The sequence below is a fragment of the Actinoplanes sp. NPDC051411 genome, from assembly GCF_040682075.1.
Classification (GTDB): Bacteria; Actinomycetota; Actinomycetes; order Mycobacteriales; family Micromonosporaceae; genus Actinoplanes.
In genome coordinates, this window is record NZ_JBFBAD010000063.1 from 13,994 (window position 1) to 40,964 (window position 26,971).

General features: G+C 72.3%; 26 protein-coding genes, 1 pseudogene and 1 riboswitch. Of the genes and pseudogenes, 15 read left to right on the forward strand and 12 right to left on the reverse strand.

The genetic code is table 11. The features are described from left to right. Window positions 1-48: 48 nt before the first annotated feature. Window positions 49-513, forward strand: a complete 465-nt coding sequence (locus AB0M88_RS30545; protein WP_364108319.1) for a hypothetical protein — start codon at window positions 49-51, stop codon at window positions 511-513. 42 nt (window positions 514-555) lie between these two features. Here the strand turns inward: AB0M88_RS30545 and AB0M88_RS30550 are convergent, their stop codons facing one another. Next, entirely contained in the window at window positions 556-1,578 is a 1,023-nt protein-coding gene (locus AB0M88_RS30550; RefSeq protein WP_364108321.1) for a Glu/Leu/Phe/Val dehydrogenase dimerization domain-containing protein, read from the reverse strand. A 78-nt stretch (window positions 1,579-1,656) separates the two neighbouring features. Between AB0M88_RS30550 and AB0M88_RS30555 the strand changes: the two genes are divergently transcribed. Beyond that, on the forward strand, window positions 1,657-2,115 hold the full coding sequence (locus tag AB0M88_RS30555; protein ID WP_364108323.1) for an Lrp/AsnC family transcriptional regulator: 459 nt from the start codon (window positions 1,657-1,659) through the stop codon (window positions 2,113-2,115). 227 nt (window positions 2,116-2,342) lie between these two features. On the opposite strand, the gene AB0M88_RS30560 is transcribed toward AB0M88_RS30555, so the two are convergent. Further along, a complete protein-coding gene (locus tag AB0M88_RS30560; protein WP_364108325.1) occupies window positions 2,343-3,593 on the reverse strand; it encodes a glycosyltransferase in 1,251 nt (416 codons plus the stop codon). 48 nt (window positions 3,594-3,641) lie between these two features. On the opposite strand from AB0M88_RS30560, the gene AB0M88_RS30565 reads away from it, so the two are divergent. The 5 genes from AB0M88_RS30565 to AB0M88_RS30585 all read left to right on the forward strand — a co-directional run bounded on the left by AB0M88_RS30565 (window position 3,642) and on the right by AB0M88_RS30585 (window position 6,919). Beyond that, window positions 3,642-3,956 (forward strand): metalloregulator ArsR/SmtB family transcription factor, encoded by a 315-nt coding sequence (locus AB0M88_RS30565; protein ID WP_364108327.1) that lies wholly within the window; start codon window positions 3,642-3,644, stop codon window positions 3,954-3,956. After that, complete coding sequence (locus tag AB0M88_RS30570) at window positions 3,946-4,437, forward strand: SRPBCC family protein (protein ID WP_364108329.1); 492 nt, start codon at window positions 3,946-3,948, stop codon at window positions 4,435-4,437. Before AB0M88_RS30565 ends, AB0M88_RS30570 begins: the two co-directional genes overlap by 11 nt. A gap of 11 nt (window positions 4,438-4,448) precedes the next feature. Further along, window positions 4,449-4,811, forward strand: coding sequence for a VOC family protein (locus tag AB0M88_RS30575; protein WP_364108331.1), 363 nt, complete (start codon window positions 4,449-4,451; stop codon window positions 4,809-4,811). Window positions 4,812-4,846: 35 nt separating this feature from the next. Then, entirely contained in the window at window positions 4,847-5,278 is a 432-nt protein-coding gene (locus tag AB0M88_RS30580) for a MarR family transcriptional regulator (protein ID WP_364108333.1), read from the forward strand. 78 nt (window positions 5,279-5,356) lie between these two features. After that, window positions 5,357-6,919 carry a gluconokinase gene (locus tag AB0M88_RS30585; protein ID WP_364108335.1) on the forward strand — a complete coding sequence of 521 codons (1,563 nt, stop codon included), beginning with the start codon at window positions 5,357-5,359 and terminating at the stop codon, window positions 6,917-6,919. 20 nt (window positions 6,920-6,939) lie between these two features. On the opposite strand, the gene AB0M88_RS30590 is transcribed toward AB0M88_RS30585, so the two are convergent. Together AB0M88_RS30590 and AB0M88_RS30595 are read right to left on the reverse strand one after the other, a co-directional pair. Then, entirely contained in the window at window positions 6,940-7,680 is a 741-nt protein-coding gene (locus AB0M88_RS30590) for an SIMPL domain-containing protein (protein ID WP_364108337.1), read from the reverse strand. 234 nt (window positions 7,681-7,914) lie between these two features. Beyond that, window positions 7,915-8,769, reverse strand: a pseudogene (locus tag AB0M88_RS30595) (IS982 family transposase). Window positions 8,770-9,011: 242 nt separating this feature from the next. Then, window positions 9,012-9,138, forward strand: a riboswitch (cobalamin riboswitch). A 57-nt stretch (window positions 9,139-9,195) separates the two neighbouring features. Here AB0M88_RS30595 and AB0M88_RS30600 point away from each other — a divergent pair. From AB0M88_RS30600 to AB0M88_RS30610, 3 genes are read left to right on the forward strand one after another with little or no spacing between them, the layout of a single operon-like run. Beyond that, window positions 9,196-11,190 carry a magnesium chelatase subunit D family protein gene (locus tag AB0M88_RS30600; RefSeq protein WP_364108339.1) on the forward strand — a complete coding sequence of 665 codons (1,995 nt, stop codon included), beginning with the start codon at window positions 9,196-9,198 and terminating at the stop codon, window positions 11,188-11,190. Next, a complete protein-coding gene (gene cobO, locus AB0M88_RS30605) occupies window positions 11,190-11,774 on the forward strand; it encodes a cob(I)yrinic acid a,c-diamide adenosyltransferase (protein ID WP_364108341.1) in 585 nt (194 codons plus the stop codon). Before AB0M88_RS30600 ends, cobO begins: the two co-directional genes overlap by 1 nt. Then, window positions 11,768-13,126 (forward strand): cobyrinate a,c-diamide synthase, encoded by a 1,359-nt coding sequence (locus AB0M88_RS30610; RefSeq protein ID WP_364108343.1) that lies wholly within the window; start codon window positions 11,768-11,770, stop codon window positions 13,124-13,126. Before cobO ends, AB0M88_RS30610 begins: the two co-directional genes overlap by 7 nt. Window positions 13,127-13,132: 6 nt before the next feature. On the opposite strand, the gene AB0M88_RS30615 is transcribed toward AB0M88_RS30610, so the two are convergent. From AB0M88_RS30615 to AB0M88_RS30625, 3 genes are read right to left on the reverse strand one after another with little or no spacing between them, the layout of a single operon-like run. After that, window positions 13,133-13,729, reverse strand: a complete 597-nt coding sequence (locus AB0M88_RS30615) for a prepilin-type N-terminal cleavage/methylation domain-containing protein (RefSeq protein WP_364108345.1) — start codon at window positions 13,727-13,729, stop codon at window positions 13,133-13,135. Then, the gene (locus AB0M88_RS30620; RefSeq protein ID WP_364108348.1) at window positions 13,726-15,231 is read right to left on the reverse strand and encodes an RICIN domain-containing protein; all 1,506 of its coding nucleotides are present in this window, start codon (window positions 15,229-15,231) and stop codon (window positions 13,726-13,728) included. The genes AB0M88_RS30615 and AB0M88_RS30620 overlap by 4 nt, the downstream gene beginning before the upstream one ends. Continuing rightward, window positions 15,228-15,821: a prepilin-type N-terminal cleavage/methylation domain-containing protein gene (locus AB0M88_RS30625; protein ID WP_364108350.1), complete on the reverse strand. Its 594-nt coding sequence runs from the start codon at window positions 15,819-15,821 to the stop codon at window positions 15,228-15,230. Before AB0M88_RS30625 ends, AB0M88_RS30620 begins: the two co-directional genes overlap by 4 nt. An 82-nt stretch (window positions 15,822-15,903) precedes the next feature. On the opposite strand from AB0M88_RS30625, the gene AB0M88_RS30630 reads away from it, so the two are divergent. Further along, complete coding sequence (locus AB0M88_RS30630) at window positions 15,904-16,266, forward strand: cobalamin biosynthesis protein (RefSeq protein ID WP_364108352.1); 363 nt, start codon at window positions 15,904-15,906, stop codon at window positions 16,264-16,266. A 45-nt stretch (window positions 16,267-16,311) separates the two neighbouring features. After that, on the forward strand, window positions 16,312-17,745 hold the full coding sequence (locus AB0M88_RS30635) for a hydrolase (protein ID WP_364108354.1): 1,434 nt from the start codon (window positions 16,312-16,314) through the stop codon (window positions 17,743-17,745). 627 nt (window positions 17,746-18,372) lie between these two features. On the opposite strand, the gene AB0M88_RS30640 is transcribed toward AB0M88_RS30635, so the two are convergent. After that, window positions 18,373-18,741 carry a hypothetical protein gene (locus tag AB0M88_RS30640; RefSeq protein WP_364108357.1) on the reverse strand — a complete coding sequence of 123 codons (369 nt, stop codon included), beginning with the start codon at window positions 18,739-18,741 and terminating at the stop codon, window positions 18,373-18,375. A 202-nt stretch (window positions 18,742-18,943) separates the two neighbouring features. On the opposite strand from AB0M88_RS30640, the gene AB0M88_RS30645 reads away from it, so the two are divergent. Then, complete coding sequence (locus AB0M88_RS30645) at window positions 18,944-20,731, forward strand: tetratricopeptide repeat protein (RefSeq protein WP_364108359.1); 1,788 nt, start codon at window positions 18,944-18,946, stop codon at window positions 20,729-20,731. Here AB0M88_RS30645 and AB0M88_RS30650 read toward each other — a convergent pair. Together AB0M88_RS30650 and AB0M88_RS30655 are read right to left on the reverse strand one after the other, a co-directional pair. Next, on the reverse strand, window positions 20,716-21,123 hold the full coding sequence (locus tag AB0M88_RS30650; RefSeq protein WP_364108361.1) for a VOC family protein: 408 nt from the start codon (window positions 21,121-21,123) through the stop codon (window positions 20,716-20,718). The genes AB0M88_RS30645 and AB0M88_RS30650 overlap by 16 nt on opposite strands. A gap of 49 nt (window positions 21,124-21,172) precedes the next feature. After that, window positions 21,173-22,297 carry a hypothetical protein gene (locus AB0M88_RS30655; protein WP_364108363.1) on the reverse strand — a complete coding sequence of 375 codons (1,125 nt, stop codon included), beginning with the start codon at window positions 22,295-22,297 and terminating at the stop codon, window positions 21,173-21,175. A gap of 283 nt (window positions 22,298-22,580) precedes the next feature. Between AB0M88_RS30655 and AB0M88_RS30660 the strand changes: the two genes are divergently transcribed. Beyond that, a complete protein-coding gene (locus AB0M88_RS30660) occupies window positions 22,581-23,309 on the forward strand; it encodes a hypothetical protein (protein ID WP_364108365.1) in 729 nt (242 codons plus the stop codon). Between the two features lie 56 nt (window positions 23,310-23,365). On the opposite strand, the gene AB0M88_RS30665 is transcribed toward AB0M88_RS30660, so the two are convergent. Further along, on the reverse strand, window positions 23,366-24,844 hold the full coding sequence (locus AB0M88_RS30665) for a glutamate--cysteine ligase (RefSeq protein WP_364108367.1): 1,479 nt from the start codon (window positions 24,842-24,844) through the stop codon (window positions 23,366-23,368). Window positions 24,845-24,978: 134 nt separating this feature from the next. Between AB0M88_RS30665 and AB0M88_RS30670 the strand changes: the two genes are divergently transcribed. Then, the gene (locus AB0M88_RS30670) at window positions 24,979-26,202 is read left to right on the forward strand and encodes an SGNH/GDSL hydrolase family protein (protein WP_364108369.1); all 1,224 of its coding nucleotides are present in this window, start codon (window positions 24,979-24,981) and stop codon (window positions 26,200-26,202) included. Here AB0M88_RS30670 and AB0M88_RS30675 read toward each other — a convergent pair. Beyond that, window positions 26,199-26,720 carry a hypothetical protein gene (locus AB0M88_RS30675; protein WP_364108371.1) on the reverse strand — a complete coding sequence of 174 codons (522 nt, stop codon included), beginning with the start codon at window positions 26,718-26,720 and terminating at the stop codon, window positions 26,199-26,201. The genes AB0M88_RS30670 and AB0M88_RS30675 overlap by 4 nt on opposite strands. Window positions 26,721-26,971 lie beyond the last annotated feature (251 nt).

A 26,971-nucleotide genomic window follows, 5' to 3' on the forward strand; every position in this document is an offset into this window, starting at 1 on the left:
GCGAGGCGGTCGACGACGACGCCCGCCTCGGCTCCGCCGCCCGACTGGGTGTGGCTCGGCCGGCTCCCGGTTACCGCGGTCACCGGCCGCGGTTCCTCGGGGTGGGCCTGGCTGCCCGCCCACATCGCGGCCCGGCGGCGGTGGGATCGGGTGACCGGCGAGGGCACGATCAGTGCCGCGCCGGTGGCCGGCCTGCGCAACCTCACCTCGCTGGGGCTTCGCTTCTCGGGGCCGCCCGGCGTCCTGACCGACGCCTTCGCGCTGAGCTCGCTGCCGCTGGCCCACCTCACGCTGATCGGCGCCTACGGCCTCGACACCCTGCCCGAACTGCCCGCGCTGACCGCCGACGGCGTGCGCCGCACCACGGCCGGCGCCATCCGGGCCCGCTACCGGCGCGGCGATGTTCACCTGACGATCCGGGGCGCCAAGGACGACAGCTGGCTGGCCACCAACCTCGCCAACCCGTTCCGCGACTGGGCCGACGACGACCCGAGCTTCGGCACGGCCGCCTGACGTCTTCTTCGATCGGGCCGAACGAGCCGGCGTCTCCGCCGATCAGGCGGACGAGTGGTTCGACGAATGGCGGGAGTTCTGAAGCACCTCCTCGACGTGTCGCCGCGCGGCCTCCTGCGGGGTCGTGCCGGCGGCCTCGGCGGACCGCAGGACGGTGGTCAGCGTGGCGCCGATGCCGCGGACCCGTTCGAGGGCCCGGGCCGGCGTCTCGTGCCGGAGCTCGACCGCGGTGGCATAGATGATGCCGCCGGCGCTGACGATGGCGTCCGGTGCCCAGATGATGCCGCGGGCGTGGAGCAGGTCGGCGGTCGCCGGGGCGTCGAGCTGGTTGTTGGCCGGGCCGGCGACCGCGCGGCAGCGGAGGGCGGCCACCGACCGCGGGGTGAGCAGGCCGCCCAGCGCGGCCGGGATCAGCACGTCGACGTCGGCGGTCAGGCATTCCTCCGGGGTGACCCAGGTCCCGCGCCTTTTGCTGTCGTCGACGTCGCTCGTGATGACGGTCGCGCCGGCGTCGGTGAGCATCCGCCACACGTGGCTTCCGACCCGGCCCAGGCCGAGGAGGGCGAAACTGCTGGTCGACAGATCACCGCCCAGGACCTCACCGCACAGGGACTGGAGGGCGGAGATCACACCCCGGGCGGTGGGTTCGGAGGAATCGCCGCTGCCGCCGGCTTCCGGCGGGCGGCAGAAGACGTACGGCGTACGCTCGGCGATCGTGACCATGTCGTCGGGGCCGGTGCCCACGTCGGGGCCGGTCGCGTAGACGCCGTCCAGCCCGGCGATCACGTCGCCGACGTCGAGCAGCAGGTCGTGGCGGTCCCACCGCGTACCGCCGGAAAGCGCGACCACCGTCTTGCCGCCGCCGTGCCGGAGGCCGGCGAGCGCGCACTTCGACGTCATCGCCTCGGAGAGCCGCAGCGCGTCGCCGAGCCCGTCCCGCCAGTCCGGGTACTCCTTGATCCGGCAGCCGCCGATCGCCTGCCCGAGCGCGGTCGAGTGCACCGCGACGATGACCGGCAGGCCCGTCCGGGGGCCGCGCTTGATGACTACTTGTTCGTGCTCCATGCCCGGACGCTATCCAGTCGTCCGGCCATGTGCCGGTGATGCCGAACGCCATTCGGTCGATGTGCCAGAATTCCGCCCGTGGACGAACTTGATTCGGCGATCATCCGGCATCTGCAGTCGGACGCCCGGCAGACCAACCGCGACCTGGCCCGCGCCCTCGGCATCGCGCCGTCGACCTGCCTGGAGCGCGTCCGGGCGCTGCGCGAGCGCGGCGTCATCACCGGCTACCACGCCGAGGTCAGTCTGCCCGCGCTCAACCGGGGCGTGCAGGCGCTGCTCCACGTGCAGGTGCGCCCGCTGAGCCGCACGGTCATCGAGAGCTTCAAGGCGTACGCGATGACCCTGCCCGAGGTCCTGTCCGTCTTCGTCGTGACGGGCGGCGACGACTTCCTGATCCACGTGGCCGTCCCCAGCGTCGACGGCCTGCACGCCTTCCTGATGGACAAGTTCAGCGCCCGGCGGGAGATCGTCGGCTTCCGCAGCTCGGTCATCTACGAGCACGCCCGCAAGCCGGAACTGGAACCGCTCGACCTCTGAGAGGGCTCGTCGGGTGAGGTTTCCGGGAGGGTTTCATAGTCCCGGGGACATTGGTGGAGGTTTTCCCGCTGGGGCAGCCAGCGCCGGGCGAAGCCGGTGCCGGCGACGGTGCGGGCTTGGCGCCGGGCGGTCGGCCGGTTCTCGATCAGGGCCGAGCGGGCGTCGGACAGGTCGCCGGGCATCGCCTTGAACCGCGCGACGACGAATCGACGCACCTCCCTTTGAGGTCAGGGGAGTTTCGCGAGCCAGTCCACGATGGGCTGGGCGCTGTCCTCGGTTGCCAGCCGGGCGGCGATCGCGGCGGCCCGGGCGGCGTAGTGCGGGTTGGTGGTGGCGGCGCGCAGGGCTGAGGCGAGCCGGTCGGCGGTCAGGGACGAGAGCGGCAGCGGGCCCGGCGCGGTGCCCAGCTCCGTCAGGCGGCGGGCCCAGAAGGGCTGGTCGGCGAGCACTGGTACGGGCACGGCGGGCACCCCGGCGCGCAGGCCGGCCGCGGTGGTGCCGGCCCCGGCATGGTGGACGACGGCCGCGACCTGGGGGAAGAGCCAGTCGTGGGGGAGTTCGCCGACGGTGATGACGTCGTCGTCGGAACCTACGTCGAGGCCCGACCAGCCGGCCTGGACGACCGCGCGTACGCCGGCCCGGCGGATCGCGGTCAGGACCGGAGCCGCCAGGCGGCCGCCGTGGCCGGGGGCCATGCTGCCGAAGCCGACGAACACCGGGCGCGGGCCGGCGGCGAGGAAGTCGACCAGGCCGGCCGGCGGGCTCCAGCCGGGCGGGCGGGCCGGCCACCAGTAGCCGGTCACCCGCAGCGGCGCGGGCCAGTCGGCCGGGCGGGGGACGACGGCTTGGCTGAAGCCGTGGAAGGTCGGGTAGCGGGACTGCTGCCCGGCCTGAAGCGCGCGCATCGAGGCCGGTGGCAGGCCCAGGTCGCCTCGGAGGGCGCGGATCGGGCCGGCGTAGATCGGCCGGGCCGCCAGGTCGACCAGGTGGCCCAGGGCGAGGTTGGCCCACGGCCCGAACGAGCGGCCGCCGACCAGCACCGAGCCGAACTCCCGGGTCGGGTGGATCGGCTGCGGGAACACGCCGGCGCCGGGCACGTCGAAGGCGTCGGCGATCTGATAGCCCAGCGGCGCGACGAGCGTGCTCAGGAGAACGGCCTCCGGGCGTACGGCCGCGAAGGCGCCGGTCATGCCGGCGCCGAGCGAACTCACCAGGGGTCCCGCGATTTTCCGGAGGCGGGCCAGCGCCCGCGGACCGGTGCCGGAACCGACACCGTCCTGACCCCGGGCGCTCGGCAGAATCTCTCGCATGTCGCCCGGGATCGGATGGAACCCCAGGCCGGTGGCCGCGATCGCGGCCCGGAACGGCTCGTGCGTGGCCACGGTGACCTCGTGACCGGCGTCGCGCAGGCGACCGCCGAGGCCGGTGTAGGGAGCCACGTCGCCCATCGAGCCCGAGGTCACGATGAGCACTCGCACGCCGCCCATTCTTGCACCGTGCCTCCCGGGTTATATAACCTGTGCGGCATGGACGCCCTGACCGCGCTGGCCGAGCCGACCCGCCGGCGCATCGCCGACGAACTGCGGGTGCGCGAGTGCAGCGTGACCGACCTGGTCACCGTGCTCGGCATGAGCCAGCCCGCGATCAGCAAGCATCTGCGGGTGCTGCGCGAGGCCGGGGTCGTCTCCGCGCGGGTGCGGGCCCAGCGGCGCATCTATCGCCTCGAGCCGGGCCCGTTCCGCGAGCTGGACGCGTGGCTCGCCCCCTACCGGCAGCTCTGGGAGCGGCATCTGACCGCTCTGCGGGAGCATCTCGACGCTAAGGATGAGCATGGATCTTGAAGATGTGACCCTCGACGGCTGGACCCTGATCTTCGTGCGGGAGCTGCGGCAGGCGCCGGAGGCGGTGTGGGCCGCGCTGACCTCGCCCGGCGAGCTCGACCAGTGGGCGCCGTTCAGCGCGTCCCGCGACCTGGGCTCGCCCGGCGAAGCGGTGCTGGTGCTGGTCGACGGTCCCGACACCACCGACATCCCGGCCATCGTGCTCCGGGCCGACCGGCCGGCGCTGCTCGAATACACCTGGGGCGACGACCGTCTGCGGTGGGAACTGGAGCCGTCGGGCGACGGCACCCGGCTCACGCTGCGCCATGCGCTGGCCAAGCCCGACACCGATGCCATGGTCGCGGCCGGCTGGCACCTCTGCCTCGACGTGCTGCGCCATCTGCTCGACGGCGAGCCGGTCGGCGTGATCCGCGGCCGCGACGCGATGGAGCACGGCTGGGAGGAGCTGCGCGAGGGCTATGCGGCCAAGCTGAGCCGCTAAGGTCGGGGCTCATGACAGTTCGTGGCCTGCAGCGGGTGATCGTTTCGGTGGCCGACCTCGATCCGGCGCTGAGGCTCTATCGGGACGCGCTCGGCTTCACCGAGAAATACCGCACCGGCGAGGCCGTCATGCTCGGCTCGGCGACCGGCGGCTTCGAGCTGTTGCTCCACCGGCGCCCGCCGACCCCGGGCCTGGCCGGCGTGTCGGTGTCCTACCTGGTCGACGACGTCGACGCGGTGACGGCGGCGGCCCAGACGGCGGGCGCGACCGTGGTCGACGCCCCGGCCGACCAGCCGTGGCGGGAGCGCCAGGCGGTTCTCACCGACGTCGACGGCCACGTCTTCTGCCTGGTGGCGCCGACCGCTCGTGGGTGAGGCCGGCGTCCGCGCCGGTCAACTAGGGTTGTCCCGTGCCTCCGACCCATCGCCTCCGCGGGCGCGTCGCCTGGCTCGTCGGCCGGGCCTCGCTGCAGGCCCAGCGGCTGATCCAGGAGCGGCTCGCGGGGCACGAACTGCGCAAGCAGCACTACGGCGTGCTGGCCTCGCTGGCCGAACGGGGGCCGGCGTCGCAGGGCCCGCTGGCCGACCGGCTCTGCCTCGACCGCAGCGACCTCGTCACCGTGCTCGACGAGCTCGAGGCGCGGCACCTGGTCGTGCGCACGGCCGACCCGACCGACCGGCGGCGCAAGATCGTGGAACTCACCGAGACCGGTGAGCACCTGCTCGCCGGGCTCGACGAGCTGGTGTTCGCCGCCGACGAGGAGCTCCTGGCCGCCCTGAGCGCCGACGAGCGGGCGACGCTGGTGCGGCTGCTCCAGCGCATCCTCCCGCCCGGCGGCTGACTTCGAGCCGGGCCCAGGTGGGTAAGCGAGAAGGCGACCGGGCGGTGCGTCCGGCGAGATGACCGAGGGGAATGCGGCATGGACGTCGTGATCGGCATCGACACCGGGACGACCGCGACCAAGGCGATCGCGGCCGGGATCGACGGAGTGCTGCGGGCGCACACCAGCGTCTACTACCCGCTCGCGGTGCCGGCGCCCGGGCGGGCTGAGCTCGACGCCGGCGCCCTGCAGGACGCCGCCCGCAAGGCGCTGGCCGACGTCGCGGCGCAGTGCGCTTCCCGGGGCGACCGGGTGATCGCGGTCAGCCTGAGCGCCTTCCTGCACGCGCTGGTGCCGATGGACCCCGGCGGGAAGCCCCTCGGGCCGCTGGTCACCTGGGCCGACAGCCGGGCGGGCAAGCAGTGCGAGGACATCGTCGCCTCGGGCCGGGCCAAGGGCCTGCACGCCCGCACCGGCACACCGGTGCACCCGATGGCGCCGCTGAGCAAGCTCGCCTGGTGGAGGGAGAACGACCCGGACACGCTGCGGGAGACGCCGCGCTGGGGTGGGGTCAAGGAACTGGTGCTGGCCGCGCTGGCCGACGAGCCGTACCAGGTCGACCTGTCGCTGGCCTCGGGCATGGGCCTCTACGACATTCATCGCCGGCGGTGGGACGAGGAGGCCCTCGAGATCGCCGGCGTACGGCAGTCGCAGCTCGGCGCGGTCGTGCCGACCACCTCCCGGCTGCGCCTGCGCGGCGACGTCGCGGCGGCGGCCGGGCTGCCGGCCGGCACTCCGCTGATCATCGGGGCGGCGGACGGCCCGCTGGCCAACCTCGGCGTGGGCGCGACCCCGGCCGGGGTGGCGGCGGTGTCGCTGGGCACCAGCGGGGCGCTGCGGACGATCGTCGACCGGCCGACGGCCGACGAGGCCGGGCGGCTGTTCTGCTACGCGCTGACCGAGGACCGGTGGGCGATCGGAGGGGCGGTCAACAACGCCGGGTCCGTGGTGCGGTGGGCCGGGGAGAGCTTCGCCGGCGGGTTCGAACGGCCGGGCGCCGAGGGCGAGGACGCCGACGAACGCGACGCGGCCCTGCTCATGGAGGCCCAGGGCGCGCCGCCCGGAAGCGAGGGCCTGCTCTGCCTGCCCTACCTGCTGGGCGAGCGGGCACCCTGGTGGCGGCCCGGGCTGCGCGGGGCGTACCTCGGGCTGCGGCGCGAGCACGGCCGGGCCCATCTCGTACGGGCGGCGGTCGAAGGGGTCTGCCAGCAGATGGCGCTGGTGCGCGACTCGTTCGCGGCCGAAGGGTTCGAGGTCCGCGAGGTGCGGGCGACCGGGGGAGCGGTCGCGTCCGAGCTCTGGGTCGGGGTGCTCGCGGCGGCGCTCGACCTGCCGGTCGCGGTGGCCGTCACCCCCGAGGGCACGGCGATGGGCGCCTGCCTGCTCGGCCTGCACGCCCTCGGCGAACTGCCCGACCTCGACCACGCGGCGGCCCTCGTCGCGATCGGCGAGCCGACCCGGCCCGACCCGGACAACGCCGCGCTCTACCGCCGGCTGCGCCCCCTGGTCGAGAAGTCGGCCCTGGCCATGATCGAGACCGTGCAGGAGCTCGACCGGCTCGCCCCGCCGGCCCTGCCGACGACCGACAAGGGACTCGGCTGAGGCGGCTCAGGTTCGTGCCGTCAGGCGTGCTTCGACGGCGGGTCGAGAGCCCACTGGACGGTGACGGTCACCGCCAGCTGCTGCCGGCCCGGCTCGATCGGAAACCGTGAGTCCATCGCGGCCAGGCCGTGCTGCCCGCCCGGTCCCCCGTCGGCGGGCGACGACTCGCTCACGGTGAGGACCCGGCCGAGCGGCCGGCCCGCCTCACGGGCATACAGTTCGGCCTTCTGCCGGGCATCGGCGAACGCGCTCCTGCGCGCCTCGGCGAGCAGCGCGGCATCGTTTTCGACCGCGAACGACACGCCGTTCAGCCGCGCCGCGTCACCTCCGGCGGCGATGGCGGCCGACATGACCTCCCCGGCGCGCCGCAGGTCGCGGATCTTCACGCTGAGCCCCTGATTCACGGTGTAGCCGACAATCGCCTGGTCGTCGTTCACCTTCGAAACGATGCTGAAGTTCGACGTCTGCAGGTCGGCGGTCGCAATTCCGGCCCGGACGAGCGCGTCGTGCATCCGGGTGGCCGCGACACCGGCGCCCTCCAGAGCCTGGGCGACCGTGGCCGCGGTGGCCTCGACGGCGAAGTCGGCGGTGAGCGTGTCGGGAGTGGCGGACACCTCCCCGGTCCCGGTGACCAGCACGCTTTCCCGGAACTGATCGGCGGCGGAGGCGAACGCCGGACGGCCGCCGAGCGACCAGGGAGACAGCAGGACGAGCGATGCCAGCACGACGAGTACGGGCGTCGTGGCACGTGACCGGATCATTTCCCACCTTCGAGGCTCTGTTTCGGCCTATTCAAGGCGGCCCGGCTTCCGGCCGGTGCCGTTTCGCCCACATATGAACCGTCCGAGCGAACGGTCAGCCGGCGACGTGGCCGGCCGTTTCGGACCGGTTGCGGCGGCCACGCCGACCGGTTCGCGCGGCGCGGGCACGGAGTAGCGCGGACGGTCGCCGGCACCGGGCTGTGTCGCACCTAGTCGAGTAAGTCCTAACGGTGGTCAGTGGTCGTAGGCGATCAATGACCTGGTCAGGGGCTGTCCGGTGGTGCGGTTGTGCCAGATCGCGGCGGTTAGGGCGAGGATGCGTTGGGCGATGCGGGCGGTGACGCCTTCGATGGTGCGGCCGCCGTGGAGTTCGAGGTCGAGTTGGCCTTTCAAGGTGTCGTTACCGACTCGATCAGTTGGCGGACGGGTTTGAGTAGGTGCCGGGCGGGGTGTGGGGTCCGGTTGCGGTAGGACGGGCGCAGTAGTTGGATCCCGTGGTCGGCGAGCCACCGGTCGAGGTCGGCGGAGACGTAGCCTTTGTCCGCGATGATCAGCTGGCCTGGGCGGGCAGCGAGCAGTCCCGGGGTCGTGTTCCAGCGTGGCGGTCAGGACGTGGCGTTCGTCTTCCTTCGGGGTTGCCAGTGACCAGATGATCGGCCGGCCGGACGAGGTGCAGATCAGATGCAGCCGCAATCCCCAGAAGAAGCGGGAGTGTGAGGCGCAGTAGCCGTAGCCGGCCCAGCCGGCCGGCTCGGAGCGTTTCGCGGTGGGCCTCGACCGGCCGCATTCGACCGGGGTGGAGTCGGTGACCCAGACGTCGTCGAACCACAGGTCGGCGTCGGCAGCGACGAGCCGGACAGCTCGTTTCAACGGTGGCACGGCGGCCTTCAACCGTTTGTTGTAGCCCGATTGGCCCGGCAGATAGGGGAACGCGCCCGGGCAGGTGCCGGGGCAGGAATCGTAGCCAGCGGGCCTCGGAACGGACTCCGAGCAGGGCTTGAGCAACGGCCATGGTCAGCAGTTCGGCGTCGCAGAGTCGCGGTGCCGGCCGGTGCGGCGAGGCCGTCCGAGCCAGTCGTCGATCTTCACATAAAGTGCGGTGAGAAGGGTGTTGAGGTCTGTCGTACACGTGACAAGTACATGCCTAGGTCGTCGTTAGGACTTACTCGTCTAGTCCGCGTGCCCCGCGAGACAGTGACCGGCTCGCCGGGCGCGCCCACCGTAACGTGGGGTCTGGGGGCCGCCCCCAGGTGAGCGCAGCGCTGTATGTCACGGTCCGCCGCGTTGACGACGGGGGCGCCGGTGGGAAAGCATGGCGGCGAGCGGTAGCGGAGGAACCCGGTGCGAGTCCGGGGCGGTCCCGCCACTGTGACCGGGGAGCTGACCCGCAGGTTTGCCACGGCCGACTGGACGGCCGGAAGGCGGTGGGGTGGCGGCGATCCGGGAGTCAGGAGACTCCGGCCGCTCGGTTGTGCTCAGCGCGCGGGCGTGGACACCCGCGCAGGAGGGAACTACGTGACAACGCCGTACCCGTTCTCGGCCGTGGTCGGGCTCGATGACCTACGCCTCGCCCTGCTGCTCACCGCGGTGTCGCCCGCGGTCGGCGGTGTGCTCGTGCGGGGGGAGAAGGGCACCGCCAAGAGCACCGTCGTGCGGGCCGTGGCCAATCTGCTGCCCGACGTGGCGGTCGTCCGCGGCTGCCGGTTCGCCTGCGATCCGGCCGCGCCCGACCCGCAGTGCCCGGACGGGCCGCACGAGGCGGGTGCGCCCGGGGTCCACCGGCCGGCGGCGCTGGTCGAACTGCCGGTCGGGGCGACCGAGGACCGGGTGGTGGGCACGCTCGACATTCAGCGCGCGCTGGCCGACGGGGTCAAGGCGTACGAGCCGGGCCTGCTCGCCGCCGCGCACCGGGGTGTGCTCTATGTCGACGAGGTCAACCTGCTGCCCGACCACCTGGTCGACCTGCTGCTCGACGCGGCGGCGATGGGCCGGGCGCACGTCGAGCGGGACGGGGTGTCGGTCAAGCACGCGGCCCGGTTCCTGCTGGTCGGCACCATGAACCCGGAGGAGGGCGAGCCGCGGCCGCAGCTGGTCGACCGGTTCGGGCTGGTGGTGACGGTGGCGGCGCCGCGCGATCCGGGGCAGCGGGCCGAGGTGGTGCGGCGGCGGCTGGCCTACGAGCTCGACCAGGACGGCTTCGCGGCGCGGTTCGGCGGCGAGGAGAAGGAGCTGGCCGCGCAGATCGTCACCGCTCAGAAGCTGCTGCCCGGGGTGAAGCTCCCCGATCGGGAGCTGGATCGGATCGCCCGGGTCTGCCTGGCCTACGGGGTGGACGGGATGCGGGCCGACATCGTGGTGGCGCGGTGCGCGGTGGCGCTGGCGGCCTGGCACGGGCGGTCGCTGGTCACGGCGGAGGACGTGGCCGACGCGGCCCGGCTGGCGTTGCCGCACCGGCGGCGGAAGGATCCGCTCGACCCGCCGGGCACCGACGAGGAGAAGCTCGAGCAGGCGCTGAACGAGGCCGAGAACGATCTGCCGCCCGACGAGCCGGAAGGGCCGGACGGCGACGACGATCCCGACGGTGGCCCGCCACCACCACCGCCGCCACCGCCGGGCCCGAACGACGACGGCAACGGCGGCCCGCCGCCGCCCGCGAGCAACGAGCCGTCCGCGGACGCGCCGCCGGCCGACGCGCCGCTGGCCGGGGACGAATCGCCCCGGGGCGAAACTGCCCCGAGCCGGACGGCCGGAGCGGCCCCGGCAGCTCCTGGGTCCGCGTTTCGTCCGCGTACGTTATCGATCTCGCACCGCGGTGAGGGCGGGCATGCCGGCCGGCGCTCCCCGGCGTTCGCCCGGCGAGGCCGGGTGATCGGCTCCCGGGAGCCGCGCGGGAAGCTCGCCGGCGCACCCCACCTGCCCGCCACCCTGCGGGCCGCCCTGCACCGCGGCGCCCGGTCGGTGAGCCCGGCCGATCTCCGCGAGGCCGTGCACGTCGGCCGGGAGGCCAACCTGGTGCTGTTCGTGGTCGACGCCTCCGGGTCGATGGCCGCCCGCAAGCGGATGACCATCGTGAAGACCGCCGTGCTGTCGTTGCTGCGCGACGCCTACCAGCGGCGCGACCGGATCGGCATGATCACCTTCCGGGGGCACGAGGCCGAGCAGGTGCTGGCGCCGACGTCGAGTCACGAGGTCGGTGTGCTCCGGCTGGCGAGTCTGCGCACCGGTGGGCGCACCCCGCTGGCCGCGGGGTTGCGGAAAGCGGCCGCCACGATCGCCACCGAACGACGGCGGGACCCACGCCGCCGGCCACTGCTCGTGGTCGTCACCGACGGCCGGGCGACCAGCGGGCTCGACCCGGTCACGCTGGCGCCGCTGCTGACCGGCGTCGCGACCGTGGTCGTCGACTGCGAGTCGGGCCCGGTGCGGCTCGGCCTGGCCGGTCGCCTGGCCTCGGCGCTCGACGCCGATCTGATGCCGTTGGACACCCTAGAGATGCGGAGCGCTGCCTGATGCCCCAGGGCAAGGTCGAGGTCGTACCCGAGGACGGGCTGACCACCCGCCAGCGCCGCCGGCAGGCCGTCTTCGCCGTGCACACCGGCGACGGCAAGGGCAAGTCGACGGCGGCGTTCGGGATGGCGTTGCGGGCCTGGAACATGGGCTGGCCGATCGGGGTCTTCCAGTTCGTGAAGTCGGAGAAGTGGCGCGTCGGTGAGGAGGCCGCCCTCAAGAAGCTGGGCGGCGTCACCTGGCACAAGATGGGCGAGGGCTGGAGCTGGATCCAGCGGGCCGGCACCGAGCGCGACCACGCCACCGAGGCGGCCGAGGGCTGGGCCCAGATCAAGCGCGACCTGGCCGCCGAGACCTACAAGTTCTACGTGCTCGACGAGTTCACCTACCCGATGAAGTGGGGCTGGGTCGACGTCGCCGACGTCGTGGCCACGCTGGCCGCCCGTCCCGGCACCCAGCACGTGGTGATCACCGGCCGTTACGCCGCCCCCGAGTTGCTGGAGGCGGCCGACCTGGTCACCGAGATGACCAAGGTCAAGCATCCGATGGACGCCGGCCGCAAGGGCCAGCCGGGCATCGAGTGGTGAGCGCCGGCCGCGTCGTCATCGGCGCTCCCGCCTCCGGACACGGCAAGACCACGGTCGCCACCGGCCTGCTCGCGGCGTTCGCCCGGCGCGGGGTTCCGGTGGCGCCGTTCAAGGTCGGCCCCGACTACATCGACCCCGGCTATCACGCTCTCGCCGCCGGCCGCCCCGGCCGCAACCTCGACCCGGTGCTGGTCGGCGAGCACCGGATCGCACCGCTGTTCGCCCACGGTTCGCAGGGTGCCGAGCTGGCCGTCATCGAGGGTGTGATGGGGCTCTACGACGGGCGGACGGGCGCGGGGGAGGCCGGCTCGACGGCCCAGGTCGCGGGCCTGCTCGAGGCTCCGGTCATCCTCGTCGTCGACGCGGCCGCCCAGGGCCGTTCGGTGGCCGCGCTGGTGCACGGCTTCCGCAGTTTCGGCAGCGTCCGGCTGGCCGGGGTCATTCTCAACCGGGTCGGCTCGGACCGTCACGAGCAGATCCTGCGCGACGCCTGCGAGGAGGTCGGCACCCCCGTGCTCGGTGCCCTCCGCCGCGCCGACGCGGTCGCCGCCCCCTCCCGGCATCTCGGCCTGGTGCCCGCCGCCGAACGCCGCGCCGAGGCCCAGGCCTCCGTCGACGCCCTGGCCACGCTGGTCGCCGCCGCGGTCGACCTCGACCAGGTCGCGGCGATCGCCCGGTCGGCGCCGCCGCTGGCGGCTTCGCCCTGGAGCCCGGCGGCGGAAGATCCGGTGCCGGGCCGTCCGACGATTGCGCTGGCCGGGGGTCCGGCTTTCAGCTTCTCGTACGCCGAGACGGCCGAGCTCCTCTCCGGCGCGGGCGCCACGGTCGTGACCGTCGACCCGTTGCGCGACGAGAGGCTCCCGGCCGGCACCCGGGCGCTGGTCGTCGGCGGCGGGTTCCCCGAGGTGTACGCCGCGGAGTTGTCGGCCAACGAGCCGCTGCGCCGGGCGGTCGCCGGGCTGGCGGCGGCCGGCGGCGCGATCGCGGCCGAGTGCGCCGGTCTGCTGTGGCTGTGCCGCACCCTGGACGACGCCCCGATGTGCGGAGTGCTCGACGCGGACGCGGCCATGACCCCGTCGCTGACCCTGGGCTATCGCGATGCCGTCGCGCTGAGCGACAGCCCGCTGGCCCCGGCCGGCACCCGGGTGACCGGCCACGAGTTCCACCGCACGACGGTCCATCCCCGTTCGGGAGTGCTGCTGTCGCCGGCCGGGGGTGCCGCCTGGCAGTGGCGCGGCGCCGACCCGGAGGGTTTCGCCTCGGAGAACGTGCACGCCTCCTATCTGCACCTGCACTGGGCGGCCGATCCGGGGCTGGCCCGCCGGCTGGTGGCCGCGGCCGCCGCGGTCTGACCGGCGTCACTGCCAGGTCGGGTCGTCGAGCGTGCTCTCGGTCAGCATGGTGGCCACGTACTGGCATTTGCTGCCGCCGCAGTCGGGCGCATTCCAGGTGATGACGACGACGACCCGGTACATCGGCACATAGGTGGCCTGCAGAGCGGGCGATACCACGGTGCAGTCGCCGCCGGTCGACCGCTGCCAGCACAAACCCACATACCACCACCGTTGGTAGGGGGTCGAGTCGCTGGTCAGCTGGATGGTCTCCGGGGAGGTCGGCAGGCCCTGCACCGCCGATGACGCCGGCAGCGACGGGTCCTGCCACGCCGGCTGGATGCTGCCGGTGTTGAGGAAGGTGCTCGCGGCCGGCGCCTGCCATTCTCCCTGCACCCCGGCCTGCGTACGCCCCACCACCACGTTCTGGCCGGGCAGCTGGCTGACGTAGTCCATCGAGCCGGCCGCGAGCTGGGCCGCGACCTGCGTGTCGGCCTGGTGGTGCTGGGTGGTCGCCGAGCCGACGAAGAACATCGCCAGGCTGGTCATCACGGTGCCCACGATGCCGAGCGCGACCATCGTCTCGACGAGCGTGAAGCCGTCGTCGGCCCGGCGCCGGCTCACTGCTCGGTCACCCGCGCCAGGCCGGATGTGCTGACCGGCGGCACCGCGTCCCACTTCTGCAGGTAGTCGCCGGTGCACGCGGCCAGGCCGACCCAGTCGGCCTGCACCGCGCCCCCGGCCGGCAGGGGAGCCAGGCACTGACCGGCCCAGGTCCCGGTGCCCTCGATGCGGTACTTCTCGTCGTAGACGGTGGCCTTGTCGCCCCGCGCCCACCAGATGAAGTCGGCCGAGGCCGCGGCGACCGACGCCGGGCACGTCGCCATGGTCACCAGGGTCTGGCCGGTGGCCGGCGCCCTCATGCAGTTCCTGGTGATGCCGTCGGTCCGCGTCGTATAGACCAGGCCCTTGGTGCCGAAGGCGGGCAGGGTCCACACCTCGTTCCAGATCTGGCCCATGTCCAGGGCCGAGGGCGGGAGCGTCAGGGACTGCTTGCACGGGAACGCCCAGTTGTTGACTCCGCTGTAGTTGAAGTCCAGGCACTTGCCGAACTGCTTGAAGTTCACCAGCTGCCCCGAATCGGAGCCGGCCGCACCCGAACCGGCGTCGGCGGTGACGTTCCACGACTCGTAGTTGGTCGTGGTCACCCCGCAGCTGGTCTTCAGCACGATCGTCGACCCGGTCGTGTTCGGCGTGACGATGTTCCAGCAGACCGAGTTGAGCGTCGTCCCGTTGTCGGTGCCCCGGAAATTGCTGGCCGAGTCGAAGGCCCATTTCTGGGAGTTGCTGGTTACGACCCCGCAGTCCTGGAGCTTGAGGGTCTGCCCGGACGCCTCGACCGTGCCCGCCTGGGCGCACAACCCGTTCGGGTAGAGCGTCGGGTCGGCGGTCATCAGCTTGATCGTCAGGTCGGACATGTAGCCGAATTTCTGCTTGTCGACCGTGGTGCTGTCGGCGTTGGTCGCGCACACCGACATGGTCAGTGAAGTGCCGACCGCCGGCGGATAACCGGTGAGGCAGTAGTCCTGGGTGGCCGCGGGCGTGCGGTAGACCCGGATCTGGCCGCCGGGCATGTTGCCCATCGCCCGCAGCTTGAACTGGTAGGTGGCGACCAGTTTGCGCTGGTACCGGTCGCCGGTCGAGTAACCCAGGGCGACGATGTACGCCCAGTGGGGAGTCGTCGTGGCGCAGGTAGGGCCGATGCTCGCGGCCGCGTCACCGAGCTGGGTCGGGTCGCTCGCCAGATAGTGGACGGTGGTCCTGTAGTGGCCGTCCTTCGTGCTGATCGTCCCGTTCACCTGGGCCTGCTGGCCGGTGGTGCAGGGCAGCGCCGAGAGCACGCCGAGGGTGCCGGTGCTCCCGGCCGCCCGCAGCGCCCCCAGGGCACCGGCCAGGCCGCTGCGGGCGGCCAGCAACGCCGACGTACGGCCGGTCTCCCCGTTGGTGTCGGCCGCCCCGCGCACCATCGTGTTCAACGTCAGCGTCGCCAGGCCGACCCCGACGATGACTACCAGCATGGCCAGCGGCAACGACCCGTCGTCGCGGCGTCGTCGCGGCGTCCTCACGGCCGGCCCATGTCGGAGCAGACACCGGCGCTCGCGGTCGCCAGCGACGTGTTGAGGGCGGTGAACGAGAATTGCGACCGGCGGGCGAGCTGCGAGGAGCCGGCGGAGGGCCGCACGGTCACGTCGACCGTCAACCGCTGATGCGGGTAGCCGCTGGTGCTGGCCGACTGGAGCGTGAACGGCGCGGCCGGCACCAGGAACGAGGCCACGGTGGTCCAGCCGGTGGGCTGCCCGGCCGTCTGCTCCGAGCGCCGCTGCAGGAGTCCGGACGCCGCGTCCAGCCGCAGCTGGCTGCACACCGTCGTGGTGCCGGCGTCCGAGGACCACTCCACGTACCAGTCACCGGCCGAGGTCGCGGTCGCGTTCGGCTGGCTGATCGCCGTCGCGTACCGCACCGACCGGTCGAGCAGCTGGAAGGCGGTCTGCAGCTGCGTCATCTCACTCGACAACACGTCCGCCCGGTTGGTGGTGCGATACATCCCGACGATGCCCGCCGTCGCCAGAACCATGACCACGGACGTCACCGCCATCGCCACCATGAGCTCGGCCAGCGTCATACCGGCATCCCGGGAAACACTCGCCTCAGCCACCCCAAGGTCCTTCTATCGGATCGGCCCCATCCGGATGTTCGGCGATCCACGGCACTTTCTTAGACGCGGGTATCCTCGCCGGATGCTGGTCGTGGGGATCGGGGCGCGGCCCGGCGTACGGAAAAGTGAGCTGGACCAGGCGGTCGACCTGGCCCTGGCCGCGGTGAGCCGGCACCGTGACGAGGTCGCCGCCGTTGCCACGCTGGACCGGAGGGCGGCCTCGCTTCGCGAGTTCGCGGAGGACAACGGCTGGGAGCTCCTTGTTTTCACCGCCGGCGAACTGGCCGAGGAGGACGTGCCGCGGCCCAGCGGGACCGTCCTCGCCCGGGCCGGGACGCCCAGCGTCGCCGAGGCGGCCGCGCTCCGGGCGGGCACGAAGCTGATCGCGGCGAAAAGGGTTTTCCCTCGCGTCACCGTCGCGATCGCCGATAGGGTCCCGGCGTAACCTGAGCGCTCATAGACTGCCGCCGATATCACCTATCGGAGGTGCATGGTGCTCGTCCGTACCCGCGCGCTGCTGGCCGCCGCCACCCTGGCGGCCGGCGCGACCCTCATGGCCGTGGCCACGACGCAACCCGCGTCGGCCGCGACCGTCAAACGCGTCCTGTTCGACAACACCAAGGCCGAGACGGCGGGCAACGCCGACTGGATCATCAGCACGTCGCAGCCGGACCCGTTGGGCCAGAACAGCAACCCGACCTCGGAGACGTCCTGGACCGGCGCGCTCTCGTCGTGGGGCGTCGCCCTGCAACGCAGCGGACAATACAGCCTGAAGACCCTGAACTCGGGCTCGATCACCTACGGCGGCAGCGGCGCCCTCGACCTGAAGAACTTCGACGCGTTCGTGCTGCCCGAGCCGAACATCCTGCTGACCGCGGCCGAGAAGAAGGCCGTGATGACGTTCGTGCAGAACGGCGGCGGCCTGTTCCTGATCGTCGACCACACCGGCAGCGACCGGAACAACGACGGCGAGGACTCGGTCGAGGTCGGTACCGACCTGATGACCAACAACGGCGTCGACAACACCGACCCGTTCGGCTTCACGCTCGACAGCATCGACATCAGCAGCGAAAACGCGGTCGCGGCGAGCAGCAGCTCCGACCCGGTGATCAACGGCCCGTTCGGCCGGGTGACCGGCAGCATCATCCGCGACGGCAGCACCCAGACCCTGCACAAGGCCGACAACGCCAACGTCAAGGGCCTCGTGTTCCGGCCGGGCTCCAGCCCTACCGGCACGACCGGCGCGTTCTTCACCACCAGCACGTTCGGGTCCGGGCGGGTCGCGGTCTGGGGTGACAGCTCGCCGATCGACGACGGGACCGGGCAGTCGGGCAACACCCTCTACGACGGGTGGAACGACCCGGCCGGGACCGACGCGGCGCTCGCCCTCAACGGGACCGCGTGGCTGGCCGGGGGTGGGGGTGGTGGCTCGACCACTCCGCCTCCCACCGGCGGCGGCGGCGGGGGCACCTGCGGCACCGCCCAGCTGCTGTCGAACACCGGCTTCGAATCGGGCAACACCGGCTGGACGGCCTCCTCGGGCGTCATCAGCAACTCGTCGTCGGAGCCCGCGCACGCCGGCTCGTACAAGGCGTGGCTCGACGGCTACGGCACCGCGCACACCGACACGCTGTCGCAGACGGTCACCATCCCGAGCGGCTGCTCCGGGGCGACCCTGTCCTTCTGGCTGCTGGTCGACTCCGACGAGACGACCACGACGACGGCCTACGACAAGCTGACCGTGACCGCGGGCGGCACCACGATCGGCAGCTACTCCAACGTCAACAAGGGCAGCAGCTACGTGCAGCGCACCCTCTCGATCACCGGCTCCGGCAGCAAGACGGTCACCTTCACCGGCGTCGAGGGCAGCCAGCTGGCGACCGCCTTCCTCATCGACGACGTGACGCTCACGCCGCGCGCCTGATCCGGCGTTCCGGGCCGTCCAACCGGACGGCCCGGAACGAGACGGAAGATCAACCGGCCTCGGTATCGTGATGCCGTGACCGGCGGTTGATTATGGCGGGCGCTTTCCTCGGGCGTGATCGTGGCCGCGTTGGCCGTGGCCGCGTCGTGGGCGTCCATCGCGGACGACAAGGTCGGGTGGACGATCGTCTCCGCGGTGGTGGCGGCGGTCGCGGGGGCGTTCGCCCCGACGCTGGTCGATCTGTTGTGGCGACGCCCGGATTCGAGCGTCGACCTGACCGGCCCGGCCGCCCGCATCGTCGCGCAGATGAGAACTCAGCTGCTCACGAGCTCCCTGCGGGCCCGGCTGCATCGACCGCTGCCGCTGCGCGTGCGGTTCCGTACGGCGATCGGCGTCGGCGCCACGCGCACCGCTGTCACCGGGGAATCCGGTCAGTCCTGGCGGGAAGCGCCGCTGACCGGTCACGTCGGCGAGATCGCCTCGGTTCTCCGTGACCTTCCGTGGCGTCAGCTGACCGTGGTGGGCGAGCGAGGCGCCGGCAAGACAGTGCTGGCGATGAAGCTGGTCGAACAACTCCTCACGGACTGGTCGGACGGCGACCCGGTGCCGGTCCTCCTGGGCGTGTCCTCATGGAACCCGACGACCGAGTCCGTAACTGATTTCGTGGCCCGCCGTCTTGCCGACGACTTCGGTCTGCCTGATCGGGCTGCCCGGCGGCTGGCCGGAAAACAGCACGTCTCCGGTCGATGGTGGATCATGCCGGTGCTGGACGGCCTCGACGAGATCGACTCGGCCCTGCACGCCCGGGCGCTGGAACAGGTCGACGTGTTCGCGGCCGGCGACCGCCCGGTGGTGCTCACCTGCCGGATCCGCGAGTACCTCTGGGCGGAGTCCAAGGGCGGAGCGCTCGCCCGGGCCGCGGTCGTGAAGATGGAGTCGCTCCGGGTCGACGAGGTGACCGACTTCCTCGCCGAGCCTTCGGAAGCGCGCGAGCACCTCTGGAGGCCGGTCTTCGCCGCGATGCGCGCAAAGCCGGACGGGGTTCTGGCGACCACGCTGGCCTCGCCTCTGATGGCCGGCCTCGCCAAGGACACGTTCCGGTTCGGCGACCCGGGCGACCTGGTCGCCTTACCGACGGGCCGGGATATCGAGCAACGGTTGATCGACGGCTATGTCGACGTGGTATATCGCGCGCCGAATGCCGACCGGGCTCCCGGCCGTCCTCGCCGCTACCGTCCGGAAAAGGCGGTACTACGGTCTGCTGGGCGGCGCGCTGGCCGGACTGGTCGTCAACGCCTTCGGCTGGGGACTGCCGGCCGGGCTGGCCGTCGGCATTCTGTCCGAAGTGGCACCGGTCGCGGTCGCCGTCTCGTCAGCCGGTCCGCGTGGAACACTGCGGGCGAACCATCTCCTGGCGGCCGGCCTGGCGATCCGGCAGGCCGTTATCGCTGCGGCCGTTTTCGGGATGGCCGGCCTGGCGCTGTCCGGCGCTCCACTCCGCTGGGCGTTCGCCGGCATGCTGACCTTCGGCTTGGCTGGTCTCGTCGCGGGCGAGAGCACTTGGCTGCGGTTCCGAATCTGCCAACTGGGCCTGGCGGTCCGCGTCGGCCGTACTCCGGCCGCCCTTCCGGTGCGGTTGTTCGCGTTCCTCAGCGATGGAACCCACCCGGACCGGGCCACCCTCCGGGTCAACGGGGCGGCTTGGCAGTTCCGCCACGCCAACATCCAGGATCATCTTCTCCGCACCGTTCAGGTCGACCTGCTGCGCCGCCGCGCGCGTTCCCGGACGCTCGAGGCCAGTGAACAGACCGTGCAACTGCTTCGGGAACAGAGGTTGTACGACGAGGCGATCGACATGGTCGTCCGGCTCCGCGGGCCCGGCAACCAACAAGCCGAACGCGAGGTGGTCGAGCTTCTCGGCGAGCAGGGAAACGCGACCGAACTCCGGCGGCGGGCCGATGCCGGCGACGGGCAGGCCCGGCAGCGGCTGGTGCGGTTGCTGCGTGACCGGGGCGCGCTGGACGAAGCGATCGAGATGGTCCGGGAACTCGCGGAGGCCGGCAACGGCTACGCGGAACGTCAGATGGCCGATCTGCTGATCGAGACCGGTGATCTGGCGGCGGCGACCAAGGTGCTGATCCGGCGGGCCGAGCTCGGCGACGGGCAGGCGAGACAGCGACTGGCGGCGCTGGCCGATCCGGTGCCGAACCGGGCCACGCCGCGGCCGCCCGCGGGCCAGTCCGGCCGCAGATCCCGGCAGACGACGCCGCCCGCCGTCCCCGAGCTGACAACCCCGGCCGTGCCGAGACAGCCCCTACCGCCCGAAGACCTTGACGCCCGGATCGCTGACCTACGGGGCCGCTCCGACCGGGGCGATTGGCGGGTGCACGACGAACTGCTCGGCATGCTGCGCGTCAAGGGGGACGCGGCGGAACTTCGCCGACGGGCCGAGGGCGGCGATCACGACGCCCGGAAGCAGTTGTTGCATCTGCTGCGCGAGCGCGAGGATCACGCCGAACTCCGCCGCCGGTCGGACGCGGGCGACGAGTTCGCCCTGGAGCAGTTGGTGCAGCTGCGGCAGGACCAGGGAGACCTGGACGCCGCGATCGACGAGTTGCGCCGTGACGGACGGCTCGGCGTGTACGGCGCCCACTGGCTTCTCGAGTTGTTGCGCGAGCGCGGAAGCATCGATGAGCTGCGACGTCTGGCGGCGGCCGGTGACACGTACGCTCGCGAGCAGTTGGTGGGGCTGCTGCGCGACCGGGGAAATCTCGACGAGGCGGTCGCCGTCCTGCGCCGGCCGGCCGATGGCGGCGACGGCTGGGCGATCCGCGAGCTGGTCGGGCTCCTGCTCGAGCAGGGCCAGATCGACGAGGCGATCGCCGTGCTCAGCCGTCGCGCGAACGCGGGGGACGAGCACGCCCGCCATCAGGTCGAGGTGCTGCGGTTCCGGCATCGCCGGACCACCGATCAGCCGCCGGCATAGAGACAGAACGGGTGGCCGGCCGGATCCATCAGCACGCGCACGTTCCGCTGCGGCTGATGGCCGGCCACCTCGGCACCGAGCTCGACCGCGTGGGCCACCGCCGCCTCGAGGTCTTCGACCTCGAAATCCAGATGCAGCATCATCTGCTGGGCGCCGGCCCGCGGGGGCCAGACCGGTTTCTCGTACGCGGTGGCCTGCTGAAATCCCAGATAGCCGACGCCGTCCGCGGGAGCGACGATCGCGTTGTCCCCGTCGGTTTCCATCGGCCATCCCAGAAGGTCGTGATAGAAGCGCGCGAGAGCGTGAGCGTCGGGTGCGTCCAGATAGACGCCCCACCAGTCGTGTCGCTGGTCGCGCGGCGTCGACCCGTCGTCCTGGTTGCGTCCCCGCATCCCGCCTCCTTCAGCTGACGTTGTTCGATTCCCTCGGGCGAGGCTGGATTCACAGGTCGAGGCCGTAGGCCACGGTGCCGGCGGCCAGGCCGACGATCAGGTGGTCGCCGGCCGCCACGCAGGCGGTCGCCTCGTGGTGCAGGGGTACGGTCATGCGGCACTCACCGGTGCGAGGGTCCCAGAGCCGGGCGGTACGGTCCACGCCGGTCGACGCCAGCACGGCGGTCCTCCCGTCGCCGCCGGGAACCGGGCAGACCGCGGTCACCGGGCCCGCATGGCCGGCCAGCTCGAGTCGTCGCTCGCCGGTGTCCGGGTCCCAGAGCAGGACCAGACCGTCGCCGCCCGCGCTGCCGAGCAGGGTCCGGTCGCCGACCGGGACGGGGCAGATCGCGTGCAACGGACCGTGCTCGGGCTCCAGGGTGCGGAGCAAGGAACCCGATTCGGTATCACGCAAGCGGATGTGGCCGTCGGCCCCGGCCGCGGCGATCAGGCCAGGCAGTTCGCACAGCGCGGCCACCGGTCCGCCCCCGGCGGTCGCGGTCCATCGTCGACGATTCTCACCGAGCGCCCGCACCTCCACCGTCCCGTCCTCGCCGCCGACCGCCAGCATCCCGGCCTCGGCGCAGGTGGCGGTGGTGGCCCGGCCGCCGTGCACGGTGAAGGTCTGGCCCCAGCCCTGCTCCGGCGCCCAGGCGGTCAGCGAACCGTCGGCCGTGACGATGCCCAGGCAGGACGCGCCGGGCAGGCTCAACGGGACCAGGGCCCGGACCTGCCCCGGCTCGGTCCGCAGCGTGTGCCGGGCCCGTCCGGTGGCCGGATCGGCGAGCGCCACGGTGCCGTCGCCGGCGGCCGAGGCGACCAGAAGCCGGTCGCCGATCGTCACCCGGCACAGCAGGGTGACCGCGCCGCCGGCCGAGGGGACGCGTTCGGGCCGGCGGGCGCCCGCGATCCACACCGTGCGATAGGCCGGGTCGGCGCGGCGGCCGGTTCGGGTCCGGGCCACCTTCCGGCGGCGGGCGGTGTCGCGCCCGGGCGGCCGGCGGGAAGGTTGCCAGGGGGCGCCCTCGACCAGGCCGCCGTCGGCGCCCGGGCGCCAGAGCCGGCCCGGTTCGGCGCCCGCCTCCAGCGACCAGCTGCGCCCGGCCGGCCCGGCGTCGCCGTTCCGCCGGATCATCGGCGACCGCTCCGGCACGTCGTCCGCGCCACGCGTCCACCGGGGCCCCCGCGGGGACCCACCGCCCTGCGCGGGCGCGCCGCCGCCGGAAGGGCTGCCGCCGGAAGGGCTGCCGCCGGAAGGGCTGCCGCCGGAAGGGCTGCCGCCGGAAGGGCCGCCGCCGGAAAGGCCGTCGCCAGTCGAGCCGGAGCCTCCCGCCGGCGAGCCACCGCCTGCCGATGGCGATGAGCCTCGGGCCGCCCACGGGGCACGATCAGACGATCGCCCGGGGCCTGCCGATGACGTGTGGCTGGGCGATGGCGCTGGGCTCAACGACGATGCGGGGCTGGGCGATGACGCTGGGCTGGGCGATGACGCTGGGCTGGGCGATGACGCGGGGCTCGACGACGAGGCGCGGGCGCCCGATGACGCGCGCGCCTGCGACGGCACGACCGCCTCCAGCAGCGAGCGCACCCCGGAAAGCGTCCAAGCCTCCACCCCGCTCTCCACCACCGCGACCACCGCCTCCCACCGCGGCGCCCACACCCCGGCGCCCACGGCCGGCCGCTCCTCCGACGACACCGACAGCCGCACCCGGCCCCCGGCGACTTCGGCCTCGACCACGCCGTACGCCGGACCGGCCGACCACCGCTCCCCGAGCAGAGAGCCCGGGAACCGCATCAGCGCCGGCCGCGCCGGGCGCGGCGCCGGTGCGGCGAGCGCAAGCACCGCCAGTCCGCCCACGGTCCGCACCTCGGCGACCGGATGCCGCACCACCGCCCCGGCCTGCGGGAACGTCACCCACAACCCGGCCGCCCCGGAGGCGACCGAGAGTGAGGTCAGCACCCGGGACCGGTCGATGAGGACGCCGCTGCCTAACGCACGGTCATCGGTTGCGCCCCCGAAGACCGCCACTGTCCACGTTGAATCTGGCCCGGTCATCCCCCACCCCGCCGGCCCCGGGCAGCGCCGGCCCACCCCCGGCCAGGACGCCGCCCACGTCACTGTCAGTCAGAAAACTGCGCCAGCCTAAGACGCGGACGGTAACCGTGACAATCAGTGATCATGCCCTGGGGTCAAGTTGGCACATCAGGCGTCTGCGGGCCATTCGTGGACGGGCCGGTTCTCGTGCATCAGGGGCAGGTAGCGCCGCAGCATCTCGTGCAGGGCCTGCCGCCGGTCGAGGCCGTCGGCTTCCAGCGCGTGCAGGGTTCCGACCTGCCAGGACGCCCCGTTGCGGTGGGTCAGGCAGCGCTGCTCGATGATGCCGAGAAGGCGGTCGCGCTCGCCGGGGGACACGCCCCACCGGTTGAGCCCCTCGTGGGCCATCGGCAGCAGCCGCCGCAGCACCAGCTCGGTGACCGGGACGTAGCCCATGCCGGGCCAGAACACGGTCGCGTCGATGCCGTGCCGGGCGCAGGTGTGGAAGTTCTCCTCGGCCGCGCTGAAGCTCATCTGGGTCCACAGTGGGCGTTCCGCGTCGGCCATCGTGCGGATCAGGCCGTAGTAGAAGCCGGCGTTGGCCAGCGTGTCGATCACGGTCGGCCCGGCCGGGAGCACCCGGTTCTCGACCCGCAGGTGTGGCCGGTCGCGGACCACGGCGTAGATCGGCCGGTTCCAGCGGTAGACCGTGCCGTTGTGCAGCCGCAGTTCGGACAGCGCCGGCACCTCGCCGCGTTCGAGGATGTCGGCCGGGTCGTCATCGTCGCAGATCGGCAGCAGCGCCGGGAAGTAGCGGACGTTCTCCTCGAAAAGATCGAAGACCGACGTTATCCAGCGCTCACCGAACCACACCCTCGGGCGTACGCCCTGGGCCCGGATCTCCTCCGACCGCGTGTCCGTGGCCTGCTCGAAGAGCGGGATCCGCGTCTCCCGCCACAGTTCGCGCCCGAACAGCAGCGGGGAGTTGGCCCCCAACGCGACCTGCACGCCGGCGATGGTCTGGGCCGCGTTCCAGTAGGCGGCGAAGGAAGCGGGCGACACCTGCAGATGGAACTGGGTGCTGGTGCACGCCGACTCGGGTGCGATCGTGTCGGTGGTGACGGCGAGGCGGTCGACCCCGTCGATGCGGATGTCGAGGTCTTCCCCGCGGGCGGCGAAGATCTGCTCGTTGAGCACCTTGTAGCGCGGGTTGGCCGACAGCGCCTCGGCGGTCATGTGCTCGCGGCGCAACGTCGGCAGGATCCCGATCATGACCGTGTGCGCTCCGACCGTACGGGCGTGTTCCTCAGCCTTGTTGAGGCTGGCCCGCAGCGACTTCTCGAGGTCGGCGTTCTCGTCGCCGGCCAGCCGCCGCGGCGGTACGTTGATCTCGATGTTGTACTGGCCGAGTTCGGTCTGAAAGTCGGGATCGGCCAGCGCGCCCAGCACCTCGGCGTTGCGCATGGCCGGGTCGGCGGCCTCGTCGATGAGGTTGAGTTCGATCTCCATCCCGGTCAGCGGCCGTTCGAAGTCGAACCGTGACTCGCGCAGCATCGTCGCGAACACGTCCAGGCTGCGGCGGATCTTGTGCCGGTACCGCGCCCGGTCCTCACGGCTGAAGCTGGTCTGCTCGACGTCCTCGCCCACGGCACACCACCTCTTTTTTCGAACCTTCAACGTCGCACACGGCCCGGGTCGGCGCCAGCGGTCACCGAAGCGTGAGATCGCGGGCGGTACCCACTCTTTACATCGCCCACACATGCATCGAGACTTACCTATTTATGGACGCGCGAATCAAAGCCGCTTCGGCCGTGCTGATCGTGTTGGCAGCCACGACTCCGGCCTGGGGCAGAGGCAAACACCAGGACAACGGCTGGGAGACGGCCTGGGCGACGGCTCCGGCCGCCGCCGTCGCCGGCGTCGAGCAGGGGTACGCGGGTTACACCATCCGCAACGTCGTGCACCCCACCGCGGGCGGCGAGCAGGTGCGGATCCATCTGTCCAACCGGTTCGGCACCGCGCCGGTGCTGTTCGGCCACGTGACCGTCGCCCTGGCGGCCGGTCACCCCAGCGACGGGACGGCTGCGCTTCCCGTACGCGACGTGCTCTTCGACGGCCGTACCCAGTTCACCGTCCCGGCCGGAGCGGAGGCGATCAGTGACCCGGTGGCCCTGCGCGTACCGAAGGACCGTGACCTTCTGGTCACCACCTGGACCCCGCAGCCGTCCGGCACCGTGACCTACCATCCGGCCGCCATGCAGACGTCGGTCTTCAGCCGGGGTCCGCAGGACCACGCCGGCGACGTGTCGGCGGCCGCCTTCACCGACACCACGACCGTCTGGCACTACATCAGCGGCGTCGACGTCACCGGACCGCCCGGCACCGTGGTCGCGCTCGGCGACTCGATCACCGACGGCGTCGCCTCGACCCCGGGCGCCAACCACCGCTGGACCGACTATCTCGCGACCCGGCTCACCCACTCGCCGGTGCCCGACTACGCCGTCGCCAACTCGGGGATCAGCGGCAACCGGGTGCTGCTGGACAGCGGCTACCCCAACTACACGATCTTCGCGACCTCGGGCCGCTCGGCGCAGTGGCGGCTGCCGCAGGACGTGCTCGACCGGGCCGGTGTCCGCTCGGTGATCGTCTTCGAGGGGGTCAACGACATCCAGCAGGCCCCGCCGCAGCCCGATCCGCAGGCGATCATCGCCGGCCTGGCCCAGATCGCCGCCCAGGCCCGCGCCCGCGGGCTCCGCGTCGTCGGGGCGACCATCATGCCGTTCGAGGGCTGGCGGACCTGGACCCCGGCGATGGAGGCCGAGCGCCTCGCGGTCAACGACTGGATCCGCCGGTCGTTCCCGGCGGTCGCCGACTTCGATCTGGTGACCCGCGACCCGGCCGCCCCGTCCCGCATCGCCCCGGCCTTCGACAGCGGCGATCACCTGCACCCGAACGATGCAGGTGATCTGGCGATGGCGAACGCCGTGCCCTTGAACGGTCTCTAGAGCGCCAGCACCGTCAGTACCAGGCTCACGACGACCACGCCGAGGAACGCCTGGAGCAGCAGGGCCGGACCGAGGTGCGACCATCGGGTGGGGATGCGCGGGGTGAGCGGCTGCATGGTCGTCAGGTTGACCACTTGCATCAGCTTCACCGGCAGCTTCGGGTCCTTCTGGTGCTGCGTCGTGAACTGCACCAGGTCGCCCCGGTGCATCGCCGACTGGGGCAGGTGCCCGTGCATCTCGACCTCGTAGACCTGGCCCAGGTCGTCGCGCAGGCGCACCGGGGTGACCAGATATTCGGGGCCTTTCTTGAGATCCTTGAAACTGCGGCTCGGCCCGCGCATCCGGAGTAACCCGCCGACCATCCGGCCGAGCGCCGCGGTGAGGTAGACCAGGATCAACAGTGGCTGGCCGACCTTCACCTCCCGGGTGTACGAGCTCTGATAGCCGGCGAACCGGCCGGTGATGTGGGGACTGACGTGCCGGAGGATCTGCTCGCGGTACAGCTCGACGTCGTCCATGGGGGGATCACCTCCACGCCGATGGGTTCCTCAATGGTACGGACGGCGACCGCATACGCACCGTGAGTGAATACGGGAGCACGTTAGCCCCCAGGTGAGGGCGTCGTCCGCTTTTTCGCCGGCACCGCATCGTGGCCGCCCGTTCACCCGGGCGCCCCCTTAACCCCATTTCACCGTCCCGGACGCCGGATCTGCCGAAAATCGCCCGGATCAGGACCCGAGGCGGTCAGATGGAGTCGGGCCCGCGTCGC